The organism is Methylorubrum subtropicum, from assembly GCF_038442325.1.
Classification (GTDB): Bacteria; Pseudomonadota; Alphaproteobacteria; order Rhizobiales; family Beijerinckiaceae; genus Methylobacterium; species Methylobacterium subtropicum.
In genome coordinates, this window is sequence record NZ_JBBXMW010000007.1 from 71946 (window position 1) to 88794 (window position 16849).

19 protein-coding genes are annotated in these 16849 nt (G+C 70.2%); 12 read left to right on the top strand and 7 right to left on the bottom strand.

Translation table 11 applies throughout. From position 1 onward, the window contains the following. Positions 1–275 precede the first annotated feature (275 nt). Together AAHG03_RS11725 and AAHG03_RS11730 are read right to left on the bottom strand one after the other, a co-directional pair. Positions 276–1409, bottom strand: a complete 1134-nt coding sequence (locus AAHG03_RS11725) for a helix-turn-helix transcriptional regulator (RefSeq protein ID WP_342150847.1) — start codon at positions 1407–1409, stop codon at positions 276–278. A gap of 10 nt (positions 1410–1419) precedes the next feature. Continuing rightward, a complete protein-coding gene (locus AAHG03_RS11730) occupies positions 1420–1989 on the bottom strand; it encodes a DUF4337 domain-containing protein (protein WP_342150848.1) in 570 nt (189 codons plus the stop codon). A gap of 340 nt (positions 1990–2329) precedes the next feature. Between AAHG03_RS11730 and AAHG03_RS11735 the strand changes: the two genes are divergently transcribed. Next, entirely contained in the window at positions 2330–3061 is a 732-nt protein-coding gene (locus AAHG03_RS11735; RefSeq protein WP_342150849.1) for an MBL fold metallo-hydrolase, read from the top strand. Positions 3062–3127: 66 nt separating this feature from the next. Continuing rightward, positions 3128–3682: a DUF2059 domain-containing protein gene (locus tag AAHG03_RS11740; protein ID WP_342150850.1), complete on the top strand. Its 555-nt coding sequence runs from the start codon at positions 3128–3130 to the stop codon at positions 3680–3682. 6 nt (positions 3683–3688) lie between these two features. On the opposite strand, the gene AAHG03_RS11745 is transcribed toward AAHG03_RS11740, so the two are convergent. From AAHG03_RS11745 to AAHG03_RS11755, 3 genes are all read right to left on the bottom strand, one after another. After that, positions 3689–4144, bottom strand: a complete 456-nt coding sequence (locus tag AAHG03_RS11745; RefSeq protein WP_342150851.1) for a hypothetical protein — start codon at positions 4142–4144, stop codon at positions 3689–3691. A 7-nt stretch (positions 4145–4151) separates the two neighbouring features. Then, positions 4152–5573 (bottom strand): 5-aminolevulinate synthase, encoded by a 1422-nt coding sequence (hemA, locus tag AAHG03_RS11750; protein WP_342150852.1) that lies wholly within the window; start codon positions 5571–5573, stop codon positions 4152–4154. 343 nt (positions 5574–5916) lie between these two features. Continuing rightward, entirely contained in the window at positions 5917–6222 is a 306-nt protein-coding gene (locus tag AAHG03_RS11755; RefSeq protein WP_342150853.1) for a helix-turn-helix domain-containing protein, read from the bottom strand. 118 nt (positions 6223–6340) lie between these two features. On the opposite strand from AAHG03_RS11755, the gene AAHG03_RS11760 reads away from it, so the two are divergent. Then, positions 6341–6505 carry a hypothetical protein gene (locus AAHG03_RS11760; protein WP_342150854.1) on the top strand — a complete coding sequence of 55 codons (165 nt, stop codon included), beginning with the start codon at positions 6341–6343 and terminating at the stop codon, positions 6503–6505. Between the two features lie 156 nt (positions 6506–6661). Then, complete coding sequence (gene murA, locus AAHG03_RS11765; protein WP_342150855.1) at positions 6662–7951, top strand: UDP-N-acetylglucosamine 1-carboxyvinyltransferase; 1290 nt, start codon at positions 6662–6664, stop codon at positions 7949–7951. 17 nt (positions 7952–7968) lie between these two features. Here murA and AAHG03_RS11770 read toward each other — a convergent pair whose 3' ends face one another. Further along, positions 7969–8280: a hypothetical protein gene (locus AAHG03_RS11770; RefSeq protein WP_342150856.1), complete on the bottom strand. Its 312-nt coding sequence runs from the start codon at positions 8278–8280 to the stop codon at positions 7969–7971. 150 nt (positions 8281–8430) lie between these two features. On the opposite strand from AAHG03_RS11770, the gene AAHG03_RS11775 reads away from it, so the two are divergent. The 6 genes from AAHG03_RS11775 to AAHG03_RS11800 all read left to right on the top strand — a co-directional run bounded on the left by AAHG03_RS11775 (position 8431) and on the right by AAHG03_RS11800 (position 14744). Then, the gene (locus AAHG03_RS11775; RefSeq protein WP_342150857.1) at positions 8431–8883 is read left to right on the top strand and encodes a DUF2948 family protein; all 453 of its coding nucleotides are present in this window, start codon (positions 8431–8433) and stop codon (positions 8881–8883) included. Between the two features lie 43 nt (positions 8884–8926). Further along, positions 8927–10222 (top strand): histidinol dehydrogenase, encoded by a 1296-nt coding sequence (gene hisD / locus AAHG03_RS11780; protein ID WP_342150858.1) that lies wholly within the window; start codon positions 8927–8929, stop codon positions 10220–10222. A 127-nt stretch (positions 10223–10349) separates the two neighbouring features. Beyond that, on the top strand, positions 10350–10853 hold the full coding sequence (locus tag AAHG03_RS11785; protein WP_342150859.1) for a UPF0262 family protein: 504 nt from the start codon (positions 10350–10352) through the stop codon (positions 10851–10853). Between the two features lie 186 nt (positions 10854–11039). Beyond that, positions 11040–11513 carry an arsenate-mycothiol transferase ArsC gene (locus tag AAHG03_RS11790; RefSeq protein WP_342150860.1) on the top strand — a complete coding sequence of 158 codons (474 nt, stop codon included), beginning with the start codon at positions 11040–11042 and terminating at the stop codon, positions 11511–11513. Positions 11514–11778: 265 nt separating this feature from the next. Next, positions 11779–14148: an Orn/Lys/Arg family decarboxylase gene (locus AAHG03_RS11795; protein ID WP_342150861.1), complete on the top strand. Its 2370-nt coding sequence runs from the start codon at positions 11779–11781 to the stop codon at positions 14146–14148. Further along, a complete protein-coding gene (locus AAHG03_RS11800) occupies positions 14148–14744 on the top strand; it encodes a GNAT family N-acetyltransferase (RefSeq protein ID WP_342150862.1) in 597 nt (198 codons plus the stop codon). The genes AAHG03_RS11795 and AAHG03_RS11800 overlap by 1 nt, the downstream gene beginning before the upstream one ends. 157 nt (positions 14745–14901) lie before the next feature. On the opposite strand, the gene gspG is transcribed toward AAHG03_RS11800, so the two are convergent. Then, entirely contained in the window at positions 14902–15345 is a 444-nt protein-coding gene (gene gspG, locus AAHG03_RS11805) for a type II secretion system major pseudopilin GspG (RefSeq protein WP_342150863.1), read from the bottom strand. 176 nt (positions 15346–15521) lie between these two features. Between gspG and AAHG03_RS11810 the strand changes: the two genes are divergently transcribed. Beyond that, positions 15522–16370 (top strand): hypothetical protein, encoded by an 849-nt coding sequence (locus tag AAHG03_RS11810; RefSeq protein WP_342150864.1) that lies wholly within the window; start codon positions 15522–15524, stop codon positions 16368–16370. Then, positions 16367–16843, top strand: a complete 477-nt coding sequence (locus AAHG03_RS11815) for an A24 family peptidase (RefSeq protein ID WP_342150865.1) — start codon at positions 16367–16369, stop codon at positions 16841–16843. The genes AAHG03_RS11810 and AAHG03_RS11815 overlap by 4 nt, the downstream gene beginning before the upstream one ends. Positions 16844–16849: the final 6 nt, after the last annotated feature.

Sequence of the window (16849 nt, forward strand, 5' to 3'; positions counted from 1 at the left end):
CGCTCACCTCGACAAGGTGAAGCGCGCGGGCCCTCCCGCCTCGCGCGAAGCGCGGCTTATAGAGCGGTTTTTTGCGGGTGGCGAGTTGGGAAGCGGCCTACGTTTTTCTTGAGATCCGGTTAGCGCGATCCCGCTCAAACCCCCGCCGTCATTCCGGGGCCGCGCAGCGGAACCTGGAATCCACGACTGGCCGCGACGCTCTTTGCAGCCGCGTATCACGGGTGGATTCCGGGTTCGCCTGCGGCGCCCCGGAATGACGGCGTCGAGACAAGCATTCAGCTCAGCGCCGTCCCGGTGAGCAGCCCCACGAGTTCGGCCTGCCGCGATACGCCGGTCTTCTGGAACACGCGCTTGAGCACGGAGCGGGCGGTGCTCGGGGTGATGCCGAGCTTGGCCGCAGCCGGCACCGGAGCATCGCCCGCGGCGATCAGGGCGGCGAGGCGCGATTCGGCCGGCGTCAGGTCGAACAGGCCCTGCACCACGTCGGCGCTCGGCACGTCGCGGGCGACGACGGGGGTGGCGATCAGCACCGCACGCGCACGGGCGAACACATCGTGGGCCGCGCCCCGCACCGGCACGAGATGGAGGATCACCGGCGGGCGTTCGTCCTGCGCCGGGATCGGGATCGAGCGCACCGGCAGCGGCCTGTCCCCGCCCCTTGCCCCGCCCATCGCCTCGCGCAGCAGCCGGTCGGCGGCCGGATCGACCACCGCGAGGCGCGAGGGCTGGTCGCTCAGGGTGTGGGGCATCAGGGCGGTGAGGCCCGCATTGGCCGCGAGCAGCCGCCCGCCGGTGCCGAGCACGGCCGCCGGCAGGCCGAGCAGTTCCAGGGTGCGGGTGGTGGTGGCGATGCGCTCCATTTCCAACCGCGCCGAGAGCAGGGCCGCGCGAGCGAGGTGCGGGCGCAAGGTATCGAGGGTGGCCAGCATCTCCGGGCCGAAGGGCCCGTCCGCGTGCGGGCGCTCGCAATGGACGATGACGCTGTCGCCGCTCGGCACCATCACGGCGGTGGCCGTGCCCGAGCCGTAGCCGCGGGGGATCAGGAAATCGCGATAGAGCGGATCGGTGTCGATCTCGTCCTGCGTGACTACGTCGAGGTCGGACAGGAAGCCCGGATGGCGCATGTCCAACAGGCGCCGGGTGCGGATGTTGTCGGGGAAGCGTTCGGTATGGGCCAGCACCAGCGCGTCGAACTCGGGCGAGGTCGTCACCCAGTCGCGGAAGCGCGTGCCGGTGGAGACGATCATCACCGCCTGCGGCGCGCCCGCGAGCCGGGCGAGGTCGATCAGCACCGCCCGCCACAACTCGGGCACGGCGGCCGCCTCGTAGATCCGGTCGATCAGGGCGAGCGAGGCCGCGGACGGCGCGGCGGGCTCGACCCTAAGGAACGGGCGCTGCGGGGCGTTCATGCAGGAGCGTTCAATGGAAGAACGGCAGGAGGTGGGGCAAAGTGTGGGGCGCGAACAGGCCGAAGCTCGCCAGCGCCAGCCCGATCACCCCGAGCAGGCCGCCCGCGAAGGCGAGCGCCACGATGCCGGTGATGACCTCCGCCGAGGCCAGGACGATGCCGATCTGGATCGCCGCGGAGGCGAGTTCGTAATGGTGGTAGCGCTCCAGCGCGAGGTCGCGCCGCCCCTCCGCGGCTTGGGCCTTGGCCGACAGCTCCTTGCGGCCCTCGCCCTTGGCCGGGTCGGATTCCCAGCGCTGCATCGTGGCGGCCCACTCGTCGCGCTTGGCCTTGAGCGCGGCCGGGTCGGCGCCCGGCGGCAGCAGGGCGATCACCTCGTCGGCGGTCTTGACCACGGTGCCGCGGATGGTGCGGGCCTGGAAATAGGCCCATTGGTTGGCGGCCTCGATGTTGGCGCCGAGCGCCTCGGTCTGCGCGCTCTTGGCCAGCGTCTCGGCCCCGGCCAGGAACAGGGCCAGCACCGAGATCAGCAGCGCGACGCGCTTGTTCGAAGACTCGACCGCTCCGTGCCCACCCGACATGCCGTCCGTTTCCCTTATCAACCGTGAGATTCGCGAGCCCGGAGTCACAGCCGATCTCGGGGCCGAGCGCAAACCGAAAATTGCGGGACACCGTTGCCGGGCGGCAGCCGCGCCCGAGATGCGAGGAAGACGGTCGCGGTCGCGAGCCGGTTCGATGCCGTGATGCGTCCAACCCCTAAACCTCATCCTGAGGTGCTTCGCGAAGCGGAGCCTCGAAGGAGGGCTCCAGTTCGCGCGAGACCTCTGGAACCCTCCTTCGAGGCCGCTTCGCGGCACCTCAGGATGAGGGGGTAGGGTGGGAGGAACCGTTCGAGCAGGCTCTGAAGCCGGGGAGAAAAGAATGCGCCTCCAAGTCCTCGGTTGCGGCGACGCCTTCGGCTCCGGCGGGCGCTTCCACACCTGCTTCCACGTCGAGGCGAAGGCCGGCGCGTTCCTGGTCGATTGCGGCGCCTCGGCGCTCATCGCGATCCGCCGCTTCGGCGTCGATTCGAACGCGATCCGCGCGGTGTTCGTCACCCATCTCCACGGCGACCATTTCGGCGGCCTGCCCTGGCTGATCCTCGACGGGCAGCTCGTCAGCGGTCGCGAGCAGCCGCTGACCATCGTCGGCCCGCCGGGCCTGCGCGCGCGGCTGCCCGCGGCGATGGAGGCGCTGTTTCCCGGCTCCTCCACCGCCGAGCGGCGCTTCGCCGTCGAGATCGTGGAGATCGAGCCCGAGCATCCGGTCGCGGTCGGCGGCGTGCGGGCCGAGGCGTTCGCCATGCGCCATCCCTCCGGCGCACCCGCGCAGGCGCTGCGGCTCACCGTCGACGGCAAGGTCGTGACCTATACCGGCGACACCGAATGGGTGGACGACATCATCCCCGCGGGCCGGGGCGCCGACCTGATGATCGCCGAGGGCTACACCGCGGAGCGCCCGGTCCCGTTCCATCTCGACTGGGCGACCCTGCGGGCGCGCCTGCCCGAGATCGCCCCGAAGCGCCTGATGCTGACTCACATGAGCCCGGAGATGATCGCCCGCGAGCCCGACGGCTACATCGCGGCGGAGGACGGGCTGGTCGTGGTGTTCTGAGGCGGCTTGGCAGGAGGGGAATTTCGGCCGATACCGGGCCGCCTCAACTTTCGCGAGAATCAGGCCATGCGCCGCGCGATCATCCTCGGGCTCGCCTTGTTCGCGGCCCTTCCGGCTTCCCTCCGGGCCGAGCCTGCGACCGCGCCGCCCGCCTCCACCAAAGTCGATCCGGCCCGGCTGGCGCTCGCGCGCGACGTGATCGCGCGCGCTCAGGGCGGGCGCGAGGCGACGCTCGCCGCCATGAAGGGGCCGCTCGGCGCCTTGCTCGATCAGCAGATGCGCCAGATGGGCGTCGCCGCCCCGGACAAGGCGCAGATCATGATGGACGAAGTCCTGATGCCGATCCTGACGGCCCATTACGACGAGATGCTGAACGTGCAGGCCCTCGCCTATGCGGCCGTCTTCCCGGCGGAGGATCTGCGCGCCATCGCGGCCTTCTACGCCACGCCCGCCGGACAGCGCCTCGCCAAGGCGCAGCCGCAGCTCGCCCAGGCGAGCCTCGTCGGCATACGCCAGTGGATGGCCGCGCTGATGCCGGAGATCCAGCAGAAACTCGCCGAGACCGCGAAGGCGCATGGCTGGATTCCCGGCGCCCCGGACCAGCGGCCGAAATCGAACTGATCCGTTTCAGGCCGGCTCGTTCGCCGTACCCTCCGGCGGGAAGGTGAGCGGGTAGCGCACCACCCCGCGGTGATAGGGAAACCGCGCCCGCTGGAGCGGGTCGGGCCCGGTGAAGATCAGGCGCACCCGGAACGCCACGGGGCTGACGCAGAGCAGGTATCCGCGCGAGCTGCGCTCGTCGGGCCAGTACATCACGGTCGAGAGGTAGCGCCGCTCGTCGCGCACCCAAGCCGGGATGAAGGGCAGGCGCCAGCGCCGGGCGAGGTGTTCGCCGACGCCGCCGAGGAAGGCGTCGGGCCGGGCCTGCCCGAGAAAGCCCGGCTCCTCGGCGATCATCGACCCCTGCGCCGCCCCGTCGCCGTCCAGCGCATAGAAGGCGTCGAGGAAGTTCTGCAGGTGATGGTCCCAGTCGCCGTCGCCGCGGGCCCGCTCCACCACCTCGCGTAAGGTCGCGGGCCTCACGTTTTTCCTACTCCGCGGCGGCCGCGAACACCGTCCCGGCCCGCGGCAGGTCCAGCGTGTCCCAGGTCTCGACGAGCGCCGCGGTCAGGGCGGCGATGCGGGCCTCGTCGTGGAAGGGCGAGGGGGTGATGCGCAGGCGCTCGGTGCCGCGGGGCACGGTCGGGTAGTTGATCGGCTGGATGTAGATGGCGTGGTGCTCCAGCAGGTGGTCGGCGGCGGCCTTGCACAGCTCGGCGTCGCCCACCATCACCGGCACGATGTGGGTCTCGGTGGCGAGCACCGGCAGGCCGGCCGCCGCCAGCGCCGCCTTGGTCTGCGCGGCCTGGCGCTGATGCGCCTCGCGCTCGGTGCTGGAGCGCTTGAGGTAGCGCACCGAGGCGCGGGCGGCGGCCGCGATGGCCGGCGGCAGCGCGGTGGTGAAGATGAAGCCCGCGGCGTGGCTGCGCACGGCGTCGCACAGGATGGCGGAGCCGGTGATGTAGCCGCCGACGCAGCCGTAGCCCTTGGCCAGCGTGCCCTCGATGACGTCGACCCGGTGCATCACGCCGTCGCGCTCGGCGATGCCCGCGCCGCGCTCGCCGTAGAGGCCGACCGCGTGGACCTCGTCGAGATAGGTCATGGCGCCGTAGGTGTCGGCGAGGTCGCAGATCGCGGCGATCGGCGCCACGTCGCCGTCCATCGAGTAGACCGATTCGAAGCAGATCAGCTTGGGCCGGTCGCCGGCCTCGATCAGCAGCTCTTCGAGATGGGCGAGGTCGTTGTGGCGGAAGACGCGCTTGTCGCAGCCCGAATGGCGTACGCCCTCGATCATCGAGTTGTGGTTGAAGGCGTCCGACAGGATCAGGCAGTCCGGGATCAGCTTGGCGATGGTCGAGATGCCGGACTGGTTCGAGACGTAGCCCGAGGTGAAGACGAGGCCGGCCTCCTTGCCGTGCAGGTCGGCGAGTTCGCGCTCGAGATCGACCAGCGGCGAATTGTTGCCGGCGATGTTGCGGGTGCCGCCCGCGCCGACGCCGCAGCGGGCGGCGGTCTGGGTCATGGCCTCGACGACCTCGGGGTGCTGGCCCATGCCGAGATAGTCGTTGGAGCACCACACCGTGATCTCGCGGGTGCCGCCCTCGGGCCGGCGCCACGTCGCTTGCGGGAAGCGGCCGGAGATGCGCTCGATGTCGGCGAAGACGCGGTAGCGGCGCTCGCTGTGCAGCCGGTCGAGGGCGCCGCGGAAATAGTTCTCGTAGTCGGTGCGCGGGCCGGCCGGGCGCGCGGGCGCGCTGCGGCCGGCCCCGGCACGCATGTTGCAGGCGTCGATGGCGGGGGCATCGTCCACGCCGCCGTCGCCGCCCATGAGCATGTGGTCGGGCATGGACGCCCCCTTGGCCGCATTCTTGGCGGCGTCGTCGGCGTTCACGGGCATCAGGTTCACGGGCATCCGTCCTCGACGCTTGTGCTGGCCGGGCGCTCTTCTCAAGGGCGCGTCTCGGCTCGAAGAATCCGGGTCTGGGCCTGATCCGATCGGGGCAGGTCCGGGCCGTTCACGGCACGACGGCTCGAGGATCGCCCGTCCTTCGCGGGCGGCTTGTCGGTCAGCCCCTCGTCATCGGCCGGCGGCACCGTCGTCATGCGGTTCCGCTGCGTCCGCGAGATTGGGCGTATTTTCGAATTGGTTCAAGGTGAGTTCGAGACATTCCTGCTTTGCATGGCCCCGGACGCGACGGAATCACGCCCCCGACGCGCGGTTTCGGGTGACGATGGGTCGCGAGGTAGCCCGGTTCTCAGCCCAGCAGGCCGTCCAAGCTGAGGGACAGGGCGCCGGCGAGCTTGCGATAGGTCTCGACCGTCCCTTCCCGCCGCCCGGTCTCGATCTGCGACAGGTAGGGCTGGGCGAGGCCGGCCCGCTCCGCGAGCGCCCGGACGGTCAGGCCGCGATGCTCGCGCCAGACCCGGAGCCGGCTTTCGCCCGAGAGCAGACGGTCCACGATCTCGGACGGGATCAGCTCTTCCTCGCCGGAGGCCAAGCGCTCCCGAAAGGTCGCGAGGGCGGCGCGGTCGGTGTCGCCGTCTGTGGCCTCAAGGTTCATCGGACGCTCTGCTCTTGCAGGAAGCCGATGCCTTCTTCTCACGCAGCGGCCAGGATGGCGAGGGCGCGACGCCGATGGTGTAATCGGTGCGTCACCCGGAACGCCGCGAGACCGCCGCATGCCCCCGAACGACGACCGCGCCGCCCGCCTCAAGGCGGCCCTGCGCGACAACCTGCGCCGCCGCAAGACGCAGGCCCGCGGCCGCGCCGAGGAGCCGGGCCCGGCCGAGGCCGAGTCGCCCGCACCGCGCCCACCGGACGACCGCGAGCGCTCCGGCACCTGAGCAACACCGGCTCGATGTTGCGGCCACGCTTCTTCTTTTCGCCGGACTGCGCCTATACCTGAAGCCACGAGGCGATGCGCCGGAACGCCGCGCATCCGCAAAACACGACGCGACCGCCGCGCGGCGCTTCCAAGCGCGCGCGAGCCGAGGACCCCCATGGACCGTATCCACATCACCGGCGGCGCGCCGCTCAACGGCACGATCCCGATCTCGGGGGCCAAGAACGCGGCCCTGCCGCTGATGATCGCGAGCCTGCTCACCGGCGAGACGCTGGAACTCATCAACGTGCCGCGGCTCGCCGACATCGCCGCGCTGACCCGCATCCTCGGCAACCACGGCGTCGATCACATGGTCGTCGGCAAGCGGCCGGGCCAGACCACCGAGACCGGCCAGACCGTGCGGCTCACCGCCTCCAACGTCATCGACACCACCGCGCCCTACGAACTCGTCTCGACCATGCGGGCGAGCTTTTGGGTGGTCGCGCCGCTGCTCGCCCGCTTCGGCGAGGCGAAGGTGTCGCTGCCGGGCGGCTGCGCCATCGGCACGCGGCCGGTCGATCTCCTGATCATGGCGCTGGAAAAGCTCGGGGCCGAGATCGAGATCGACGGCGGCTACGTCGTCGCCAAGACCAAGAACGGCCTGCGCGGCGCCGAGATCGACTTTCCGAAGGTCACGGTCGGCGGCACCCACGTGGCGCTGATGGCGGCGGCGCTGGCCTACGGCACCACCGTGATCGACAACGCCGCCCGCGAACCGGAGGTGGTCGATCTCGCCGACTGCCTCATCAAGATGGGCGCGCGGATCGAGGGCGCGGGCACGTCGCGCATCGTCGTCGAGGGCGTGGCGCGCTTGGGCGGCGCCCGCCACGAGGTGCTGCCCGACCGGATCGAGACCGGCACCTACGCCATGGCGGTGGCGATGACCGGCGGCGACGTCTCGCTGGTCAACACCCGCGCCGATCTGCTGGCCTCGGCCCTCGAAACGCTCTCGGCCACCGGCGCCGAGGTGAGCGACATTCCCGGCGGCATCCGGGTGCGCCGCAACGGCGGCGGCATCAGCCCCGTCGACATCACCACCGATCCGTTCCCCGGCTTCCCGACCGATCTCCAGGCGCAGTTCATGGCGCTGATGACGCTGGCCAAGGGCCAATCGCGCATCCGCGAGACCATCTTCGAGAACCGCTTCATGCACGTGCAGGAGTTGGCGCGGCTGGGGGCCAAGATCCGGCTCGACGGCGATCTGGCCGTGGTCGAGGGCGTCGAGCGGCTGAAGGGTGCGCCGGTGATGGCGACGGATCTCCGCGCCTCGGTGTCGCTGGTGATCGGCGCGCTCGCGGCCGAGGGCGAGACCCAGATCAACCGGGTCTACCACCTCGACCGCGGCTTCGAGGCGCTGGAGGCCAAGCTCGGGCGCTGCGGCGCGCAGATCGAGCGCGTGCGAGCCTGAGGGCTCGCCGTGCGCGCCTAGTAAGGCGCGACGCCGCCGCGCTTGGTCCCGAAGCCGGGGATGTCGCAGGCGCAGGGCGCGTTCGGGGGCGCGAGCCAGGTCGGGCAGCTCCCGCGGGCCGTGACGCAGAGGCTGCCGCGCGGGTCGCCGTCGGGCCGACGTACCCGGGCCGGCGGCGCGGGGGGCTCCTCGTAATAATAGCCTTGAGGCGGCGCGTAGCGGCGGGGCGGGCCGTAGCCGTCGTCGTAGTACCGGTACTGGGCGGCGGCCGGGCCGGCGGCCAGCCCGAGGATCAGGGCGGCGCCCAGCGCCGGAAGTCCACGTCGCATCGTTCCCTCCTCAAGATTCCGGCGAGTTTCGTCGGACGCATCTGAACGGACGATGAGAAAAGCCGTTCCGGTTGCCGGGAAGGGGTCGCGTCGCTACCTACGCCCCAACGTCTTCCGTCATCGGCCCTTCTTAGGCGCCCGGAGCCACGAATGGAGCTTCTCAAGCTCGCCGCCCTCGATGCCGAGGATCTCGCCGTGATCTCGGCCCACCTTCAGGACGCGGTCCTGCGGGCCGGCGACCTCGCGTGGCTGCCGGGCGAGCACCGCTTCGTGCTGGTGGCGCGCCGGTTCGACTGGTCGGTCGCCCCCGGCGAGGCACCGCGGCGGCGGCTCACCGGCGTGCATTTCGAGCGCGTCAACGGCGTGAAGACCCGCGGCATCACCCCGGGCGCCTCCGACGATACCTTGAGCCTGCTCGCCGTCACCTTCGAGGAGGGCGAGGCGCCGTCCGGCATCGCGACGCTCGTATTCTCCGGGGGGGCCGCGATCCGCCTCGACCTCGAATGCGTCGAGGTGCGCCTGAAGGATCTCGGTCCCGTCTGGGAGGCCGACGGCACGCCCGACCACGAGGCCGTGCGCCCCCTCGTCGAGAACCGCCCGTGATGTCCTCTCGCAAGACCCTTTCCTCTGAGACCGGCCCCGCCCGATGATCCGCCTCGACAGCCGCGCGCCCGATTTCGCGCAAGCCTTCAAGCGCCTGCTCGGCCTCAAGCGCGAGATCGCCGAGGACGTGGACGAGACCGTGCGCGGCATCATCGCGGGCGTCGTCTCCGGCGGCGATGCCGCGCTCGTCGATTACACCCGCCGCTTCGACCGGCTCGGCCAGGACTTTTCGGCCGCCTCCCTGCGGATCACCGCAGAGGAAGTGGAGGCGGCGGTCGCGGCCTGCCCGGCGGAGGCGCGCGCGGCGCTCGAACTCGCCGCCGAACGGATCGAGGCCTATCACCGCCGCCAGATCCCGGAAGACCACCTCTCCACCGACGATCTCGGCGTCACCGCGGGCTGGCGCTGGACCGCGCTCGAATCGGTCGGCCTCTACGTGCCGGGCGGGACCGCGAGCTACCCGTCCTCGGTGCTGATGAACGCGGTGCCGGCCCGCGTCGCGGGCGTGCCGCGCATCGTCATGGTGGTGCCGACGCCCGAAGGCCAGCTCAACCCGCTGGTGCTGGCCGCCGCCCACCTCTCGGGCGTCACCGAAATTTTTCGTATTGGCGGCGCGCAGGCCGTCGCAGCGCTCGCCTACGGCACGGAGAGCATTCCGCCCGTGGCGAAAATCGTCGGACCGGGGAATGCCTGGGTCGCGGCGGCCAAGCGCCGGGTGTTCGGGCAGGTCGGCATCGACATGATCGCCGGCCCCTCCGAGGTGCTGATCCTGGCCGACGGCCACGCCAACCCCGACTGGATCGCCGCCGACCTGCTCGCCCAGGCCGAGCACGACCCCGCGGCGCAGTCGGTGCTCATCACCGATTCGGACGAACTGGCGGACGCCACGGAGGGGGCGGTCGAGCGCGCTCTGGCGACCCTGCCGCGCCAAGACATCGCCCGCGCCAGTTGGCGCGATTACGGCGCCATCGTCCGCGTCCAGAACTTCGAGGAGTCGGTGCCGCTGGTCGATGCCATCGCGCCCGAACATCTTGAGATCGAGACCGAGGATGCCGACGAACTCGCGCTGAAGATCCGCAACGCGGGTGCGATCTTTTTGGGCTCCCACACCCCGGAGGCCATCGGCGATTATGTCGGCGGCCCGAACCACGTGCTGCCGACCGCCCGCTCGGCCCGGTTCTCCTCGGGCCTCGGCGTGCTCGACTTCATGAAGCGCACCTCGATCCTGCGCTGCGACCCCGCCGCACTCCGCGCGCTCGGGCCGGCGGCAATTGCCCTAGGGCAATCAGAGGGGCTCGACGGGCATGCCCGGTCGGTGGCGATCCGGCTCAACCTGTAAGTGCCTCGTGAAGTGCGGCGCGCTTCATGAGAGACACTAAAAACTTGCCTGTGGCGTGGGCTTTCGGCTCATGTGAAGGGGGAGCGGTGCCCGCGGATTCGGCACCGGCAAGAAGAAGGCGGCGGCGATGACGGCCGAAGCGGGGCGAGCGGCGGCGGAGAAACCGAGGAACCGGCTCGCGGCGGTGCGCCTCGACGAGGCCTCCATCGGCCGCGGCAACCCGGACCAGGAGCACGAGCGCGCCATCGCGATCTACGACATCCTGGAGGAGAACAGCTTCACCATCCCCGAGCGCGACGACGGCCCCTACGGCCTCGTCCTCGGGCTCGTGGAGAACAAGCTCTCCTTCGCGATCACCACCGAGGCCGGCGAGCCGGTGATGACCCACTTGCTGTCGCTGACGCCGTTCCGGCGGGTGATCCGCGACTACGAGATGATCTGCGAGAGCTATTACAGCGCGATCCGCACCGCCTCGCCGACGCAGATCGAGGCGATCGACATGGGCCGGCGCGGCCTGCACAACGAGGCCTCCGAGCTGCTGCGCCAGCGCCTCGAAGGCAAGGTCGATCTCGACCACAACACCGCGCGCCGCCTGTTCACCCTCGTCTTCGCCCTGCATTGGAAGGGGTGAAACCGCTGTCGAGAGGAAGCGGGTGTCGCTTCCGCGACAGCGAGCGTGGCCGGATGCGGGCCTATGTGCGCGCGGGGCGCATCATCCTGCCCGCGGCACCGGGCGCATCGGAAAAACGTTGCGCTTTCGGGCGAGGCGGGGCGGCCCTATGACGGGTGACCCGAGGCGGCCTTCGTAAGGCGGGGCATGGCGGACGACGCGATCCCGGGGACGGGGCCGAAGAAGCGGCGGGTGCAGTCCGTCCTGTTCATGTGCAACTTCAACGCGGTGCGTTCGCTCGCGGCGGAGGCGATCGCGCGCCACTATTTCGGCAAGTCCACCTACGTGCAGTCGGCGGGCGTACGCACGGGCGAGCCGAGCGACCCGTTCATGATCGCGGCGCTGGACGAGATCGGCATCGACGCCGCCCGCCACAAGCCGCGCACCATCGAGCAGTTGGAGGACTGGGAGGGTCTGAATTTCGACCTGATCGTCACCCTCTCTCCGGAAGCCCACCACCGCGCCCTGGAGCTGACCCACACGGTCGCGGCGGACGTGGAATACTGGCCGACCCCCGACCCGACGCTGAACCAGGACGGCACCCGCGAGCAGCGCCTCGACGGCTACCGCGACGTGCGCGACGGGCTGACCTATCGGATCAAGGCGCGGTTGAAGGGGTAGGCGGGGCAAGGTTCCCCTCCCCCTTGCGGGGAGGGGTTAGGGGTGGGGGTGGCGCAGGAGGCACCGCCGAGCCCCATCCGGCCCGACCCCCACCTCCTACCTCCTCCCCGCAAGGGGGAGGAGAGCGCCGCATCCTGACGACCGAGCGACACCCGAACACCGCCCCTGCGATACAGCCGGCTACGGAGATTTCGCCGCTGTCATCGAATCGTCGCGGATCGCCCCGAAAGGCAGGGCCCGACCCTTGCGAGGAGAGCCCGGTCCCATGGACTTCCACCGCCGTTTCACCGTGCTGATGTGCACGCCCCATTTCGAACAGGGCGACCTCGAAGGCGCGCGGGTCGAGCAGATCGTGGCGGCGGTCGAGGCGCGCGGCTTCGAGGTGGTGCGGGCCCGCCGCGTCGAGGACGCCTCCATCGCGGTCCAGACCGATTCGGCCGTCGGCTGCCTCGTGGTCGACTGGGGCAAGCGCGGGCTGGAGGGCAAGGCCGCAGCCCTCATCGACATGATGCGAAAGCGCGGCCTTGAGATGCCGATCGTCATCATGGTCCGCCGCAAGCGGCTGGAGGACATCCCGGTCGAGCTGCTGGACTTCATCGACGGCTACATCTTCCTCGCGGAAGAGACCCCCGAATTCATCGCCCGCGGCCTCGTCTCCCGCGTGACGCAGTATGCCGACACGCTGAAGACCCCGTTCTTCGGCGCGCTGGTGGACTATGCCGAGGAGGGCAACCAGCTCTGGACCTGCCCCGGCCACAACGGCGGCATTTTTTACAATCGCTCCCCCATCGGCCGTATCTTCGTGGAGCATCTGGGCGAAGCGATCTTCCGCGACGACCTCGACAACTCGGTGCTCGATCTCGGCGATCTGCTGACCCACGAGGGCCCGGCGCTGAAGGCGCAGAAGGAGGCCGCCGCGATCTTCGGCGCCGAAAAAACCTACTTCGTCCTCAACGGCACCTCGGCCTCGAACAAGGTCGTGCTGGGCTCGCTGGTGGCCGAGGACGACCTCGTCCTGTTCGACCGCAACAACCACAAGGCCGCCCATCACGGCGCCCTGCTGCTCGCCGGCGGCATTCCGATCTTTCTGGAGACGGACCGCAACGCCTACGGCCTGATCGGCCCGATCTACCACGAGTCGCTCGATGAAGACCGCATCCGCGAAAAGATCCGCACCAATCCGCTGGTGAAGGACAAGGAGGCGTGGCGGAAGGAGCGCCCGTTCCGCTGCGCCGTCATCGAGCAATGCACCTACGACGGCACGATCTACGACGCGCAAGCGCTCGTCGAGCGGATCGGGCACCTGTGCGACTACATCCTGTTCGACGAGGCCTGGGCGGGCTTCATGAAGTTCCACCCGCTCTACGTCCGCCGCTTCGCCATGGGCCTGACCGGGCTCGACGAGACCTCGCCCGGCATCATCGCCACGCAGTCGACCCACAAGCAGCTCGCGAGCTTCAGCCAAGCCTCGCAGATCCACACCCGCGACGGCCATATCCGCGGCCAGACCCGGCGCGTCGAGCACAAGCGGCTCAACGAGAGCTTCCTCGTGCATGCCTCGACCTCGCCGTTCTACCCGATCTTCGCCTCGCTCGATGTCGGCGCGCAGATGATGAAGGGCCGCTCCGGCGTCGTCCTGTGGGACGACACGATCCGGCTCGGCATCGAGTGGCGGAAGAAGGCCCGCGCCATCCGCAAGGAGTTCGAGGAGCGCGAGGCCGATCCGAAGCGGCGCTGGTTCTTCGATCCCTTCGTGCCGGACGTGGTGGCCGGTCCCGACGGCGGCGAGACGCCGTGGGAATCGATCCCGACCGACATCCTGGCCTCCGACGCCCGCTACTGGGAGCTGACGCCGGGCGCGTCCTGGCACGGCTTCACCCATGTCGGGCCGTCCCATCGCGACGGCGGCCAGCCGGGCTTCGCCATCACCGATCCGAACAAGCTTACCATCCTCACCCCCGGCTTCGACCGGAAGACCGGTGCCTATGCCGAGCACGGGGTGCCCGCGCCGATCGTGGCGCAATACCTGCGTGAGAACCGGATCGTGCCGGAGAAGAACGATCTGAACTCGCTGCTCTTCCTGCTGACGCCGGGCGTCGAATCGTCGAAGGCCGGCACGCTGATCTCGGGGCTGGTCGCCTTCAAGCGGCTGCACGACGACAACGTGCTGCTGGAGGAGGCGATGCCGGAATTCGTCCGCGCCCGGCCCAAGCGCTACCGCGGCGTGCGCCTGCGCGACCTCTGCGCCGACTACCACACCTTCCACCGGGAATCCGGCACCTCGGCGCTCCAGCGCAAGCAGTTCATGCCCGAACACCTGCCCGAGATGGTGATGCCCCCGAAGGCCGCCGCGCAGATGCTGACGCGCAACCGGGTCGATTACGTGCCGATCGCGGAAGCGGAGGGGCGCATCGCCACCACCCTGATGCTGGTCTACCCGCCCGGCATCGGCACCGTGCTGCCGGGCGAGCGCCTGGACGAGCGGGCCAAACCCATGCTCGACTACTTCAAGATGTTCGAGGCGGCCTCGAACCTGTTTCCCGGCTTCGAGGCCGAGATTCAGGGCGTCTACCGCGAGGTCGATCCGGACGGGCGCATCCGCTTCCACACCTACGTGCTGCGCGAGGGGGCCTGATGGCCGAGGGGGCGCTCGCGGAACGGGCCTGTCCGGCCCACTGGCCGGACATCGTGATCCGGCCCTCGTCGGATGCCGACGTGCCGGCGATGATCGCGATCTACGAGCGCCACATCCGCCGCGGCGTCGGCGACACCGGCGACTTCGAGGAGGAGCGCCTGCTCCCCGACGAGTTGAAGCGGCGGCGCAAGAACATGCGCAGCAAGCGCCTGCCCCATCTCGTCGCCGAGCGCGACGGGCAGGTGGCGGGCTACGCCTACGCCGTGCCGTTCCGCAAGCGCCCGGCCTACCGCTTCACCCTCAAGCACTCGATCTACGTCCATCCCGACCACCTGCACGCCGGCATCGGCCGGCGCCTCTTGCCGGCGCTGATCGAGGCCTGCGCCGCGGGCGGCTACCGGCAGATGATCGGCTACATCGACGCTAAGAACGAGGCATCCTTGCGCCTGCACGAGGCCTGCGGGTTCGCCCGCGTCGGCTACCTGCCGGCCATCGGCTACAAGTACGGCCGCTGGAGCGACAGCGTCATGGTCCAGTGCCCGCTGGGTTCGGGCGCCGACGACCAGCCGCAATCGTGGGACCGGCCGGCGGAGTAGCGCAGGCCTCCCCCTCCCTCCCATCCCCCTCATCCTGAGGTGCTGCGGAGCAGCCTCGAAGGAGGGCTCCAGCGTATCGCGCGATTCCTGGAGCCCTCCTTCGAGGCTACGCTTCGCTCCGCACCTCAGGATGAGGGGGTTTGATTAGATCAGCCTCTCAATTGCTCGCCACGTCGGTCGCGTCGTCGCTGCCGCCGACCTTCATGTCGCTGCCGAGCGAGTAGATCTCGTAGGGCTTCCCGCCCGCGCCGGGGGAGCGGTAGAGGTAGGGCTGGTTCCACGGGTCGATCAGGCCGCGGGCATCGCGCAGGTACGGGCCGCGCCAGGTCGGGCCGGTCGATTGGACCAGCGCCTGGAGCCCCTGCTGCGCGTTCGGGTAGCTGCCGAGGTCGAGGTAGTACAGCTCCACCGCCTGGGCGATGTTCTTGACCTGCACGCGAGCGGTGTCGCCGCGCGCCCGACCGAGATAGCCGAGCACCTGCGGCGTCACCATCGTGGCGATCATGCCGATGATCGCCAGCACCACCAGCAGTTCCACCAGCGAGAAGCCGGCCTGCCGCTCGTCGCGCCGTTGCTTGTCCTGAACCGCGTCGTCCGTCATCGTCGCCACCTGTGGTCTGTTCGGGCGGCAGGATCGCCGCGAGTCCCGAACAAGACCTGACCGCCGACATGCGAGGCCGCCCGCCGTCCCGCCTTTCTTTTGATGTTTGTTATCGGAATCCTGCCACGCTCCCGGTCGATCCGGCGGGCCTCGTCCCGCGCCTGCGGGAAGCCCTCATGGCCGCGGCCAGCTCTCAGCCTCTCAAGACGGCCTCGCTCGTCCTGATCCTGACGGTGCTCCTCGGCATCGCGCCGGCCGCCGCCGACACCCTGCCGAAGGTGATGAGCCTGCCGCTGCCCGCGCCGCTCCCGCCGATCCGGCTGCTCACCCTGCTCGTCGGCCTCCACCTGATCGGCCTATGCTTCGGGCTCGGCGGCGCGACCATGCTCGATTTCTGGATCCTGCGCTGGATGCGCTGGGGCGGCCTGCCCTCGGAGATCGCCCGCACCTTCCTGTTCGTCAGCAAGGTCGTCTCGGTCGGCATCGCCCTGCTCTGGCTCTCCGGCCTCGGCTTCCTCGCGGTCTACGCCGTCGAGTCGCCGGAAAAGCTGAGCAACCCCAAGCTCGTCGCCAAGTTCGTCATCGTCCTGGCGCTCACGATCAACGGTCTGCTGATCCACGCCCTCGTCCTGCCGAGCGTGCTGCGCGACGTCAGCCGGCCGATGTTCGAGGGCGTGTCGCACACGAGCACGGCCGTCTTCCTCGTCTCCGGCGCGATCTCCGGCGTGTCGTGGTACGCCGCCTTCGCGCTCGGGCTGATGCGCGAGCTGAACGGGCGCGTCTCGACCGGCCTCCTGCTCTCGCTCTGGCTGGTCGCGGTGGTCGCCGCCTCGGTCGGCGCCTTCGCCTTCTGGCAATACCTGCTCGCCCGCAGCGCCCGCGGCGGGATGGCCGCCCCCTCCCCCGATCTGCGCCCCCTCGATTTCAGCGACGCCCCGCCCCCGCCGCCCCACCCGATGCGGCTGGTGCCGATGACCTTCACCTCGGTTCCGGAGCACCGCATCGTCCTCATCGGCCGTCGATGACCCTCGATCCCGGCTCGCTGACGCTGGCGGCCCTGCCGCTGCCGATCACGCTCGCCCTGAGCGTGATCGATGCGCGCCGCCGGATCATCCCCGATCCGCTCAACCTGCTCCTGCTCATTCTTGGATCGGCCGTCGCGGCTTTGCGCGAGCCCAACCCGGCGGCGCTCGCCGCCTGCCTCGCGCAAGCCGCAGCAGCGTTCGGACTGCTCTGGGCCCTGCGCGCCCTCTACGCGCGCCTGCGCGGCCGCACCGGCCTCGGCCTCGGCGACGTGAAGTTCATCGGCGCCGCGACTGCCTGGGTCGGACTCGCCGGACTGCCGATCCTGATCCTCGTGGCGAGCACCACGGCGCTCGCCACCCTGGCCCTCGCCGCGCTCGCGGGGCGGGCTGTCACCCGCGACTTCCGGCTGCCGTTCGGGCCGTTCCTGGCGGTTGGGCTGCACGCCGCCTTGCTCATGGGGCATGCGCCCTGAAAGGGC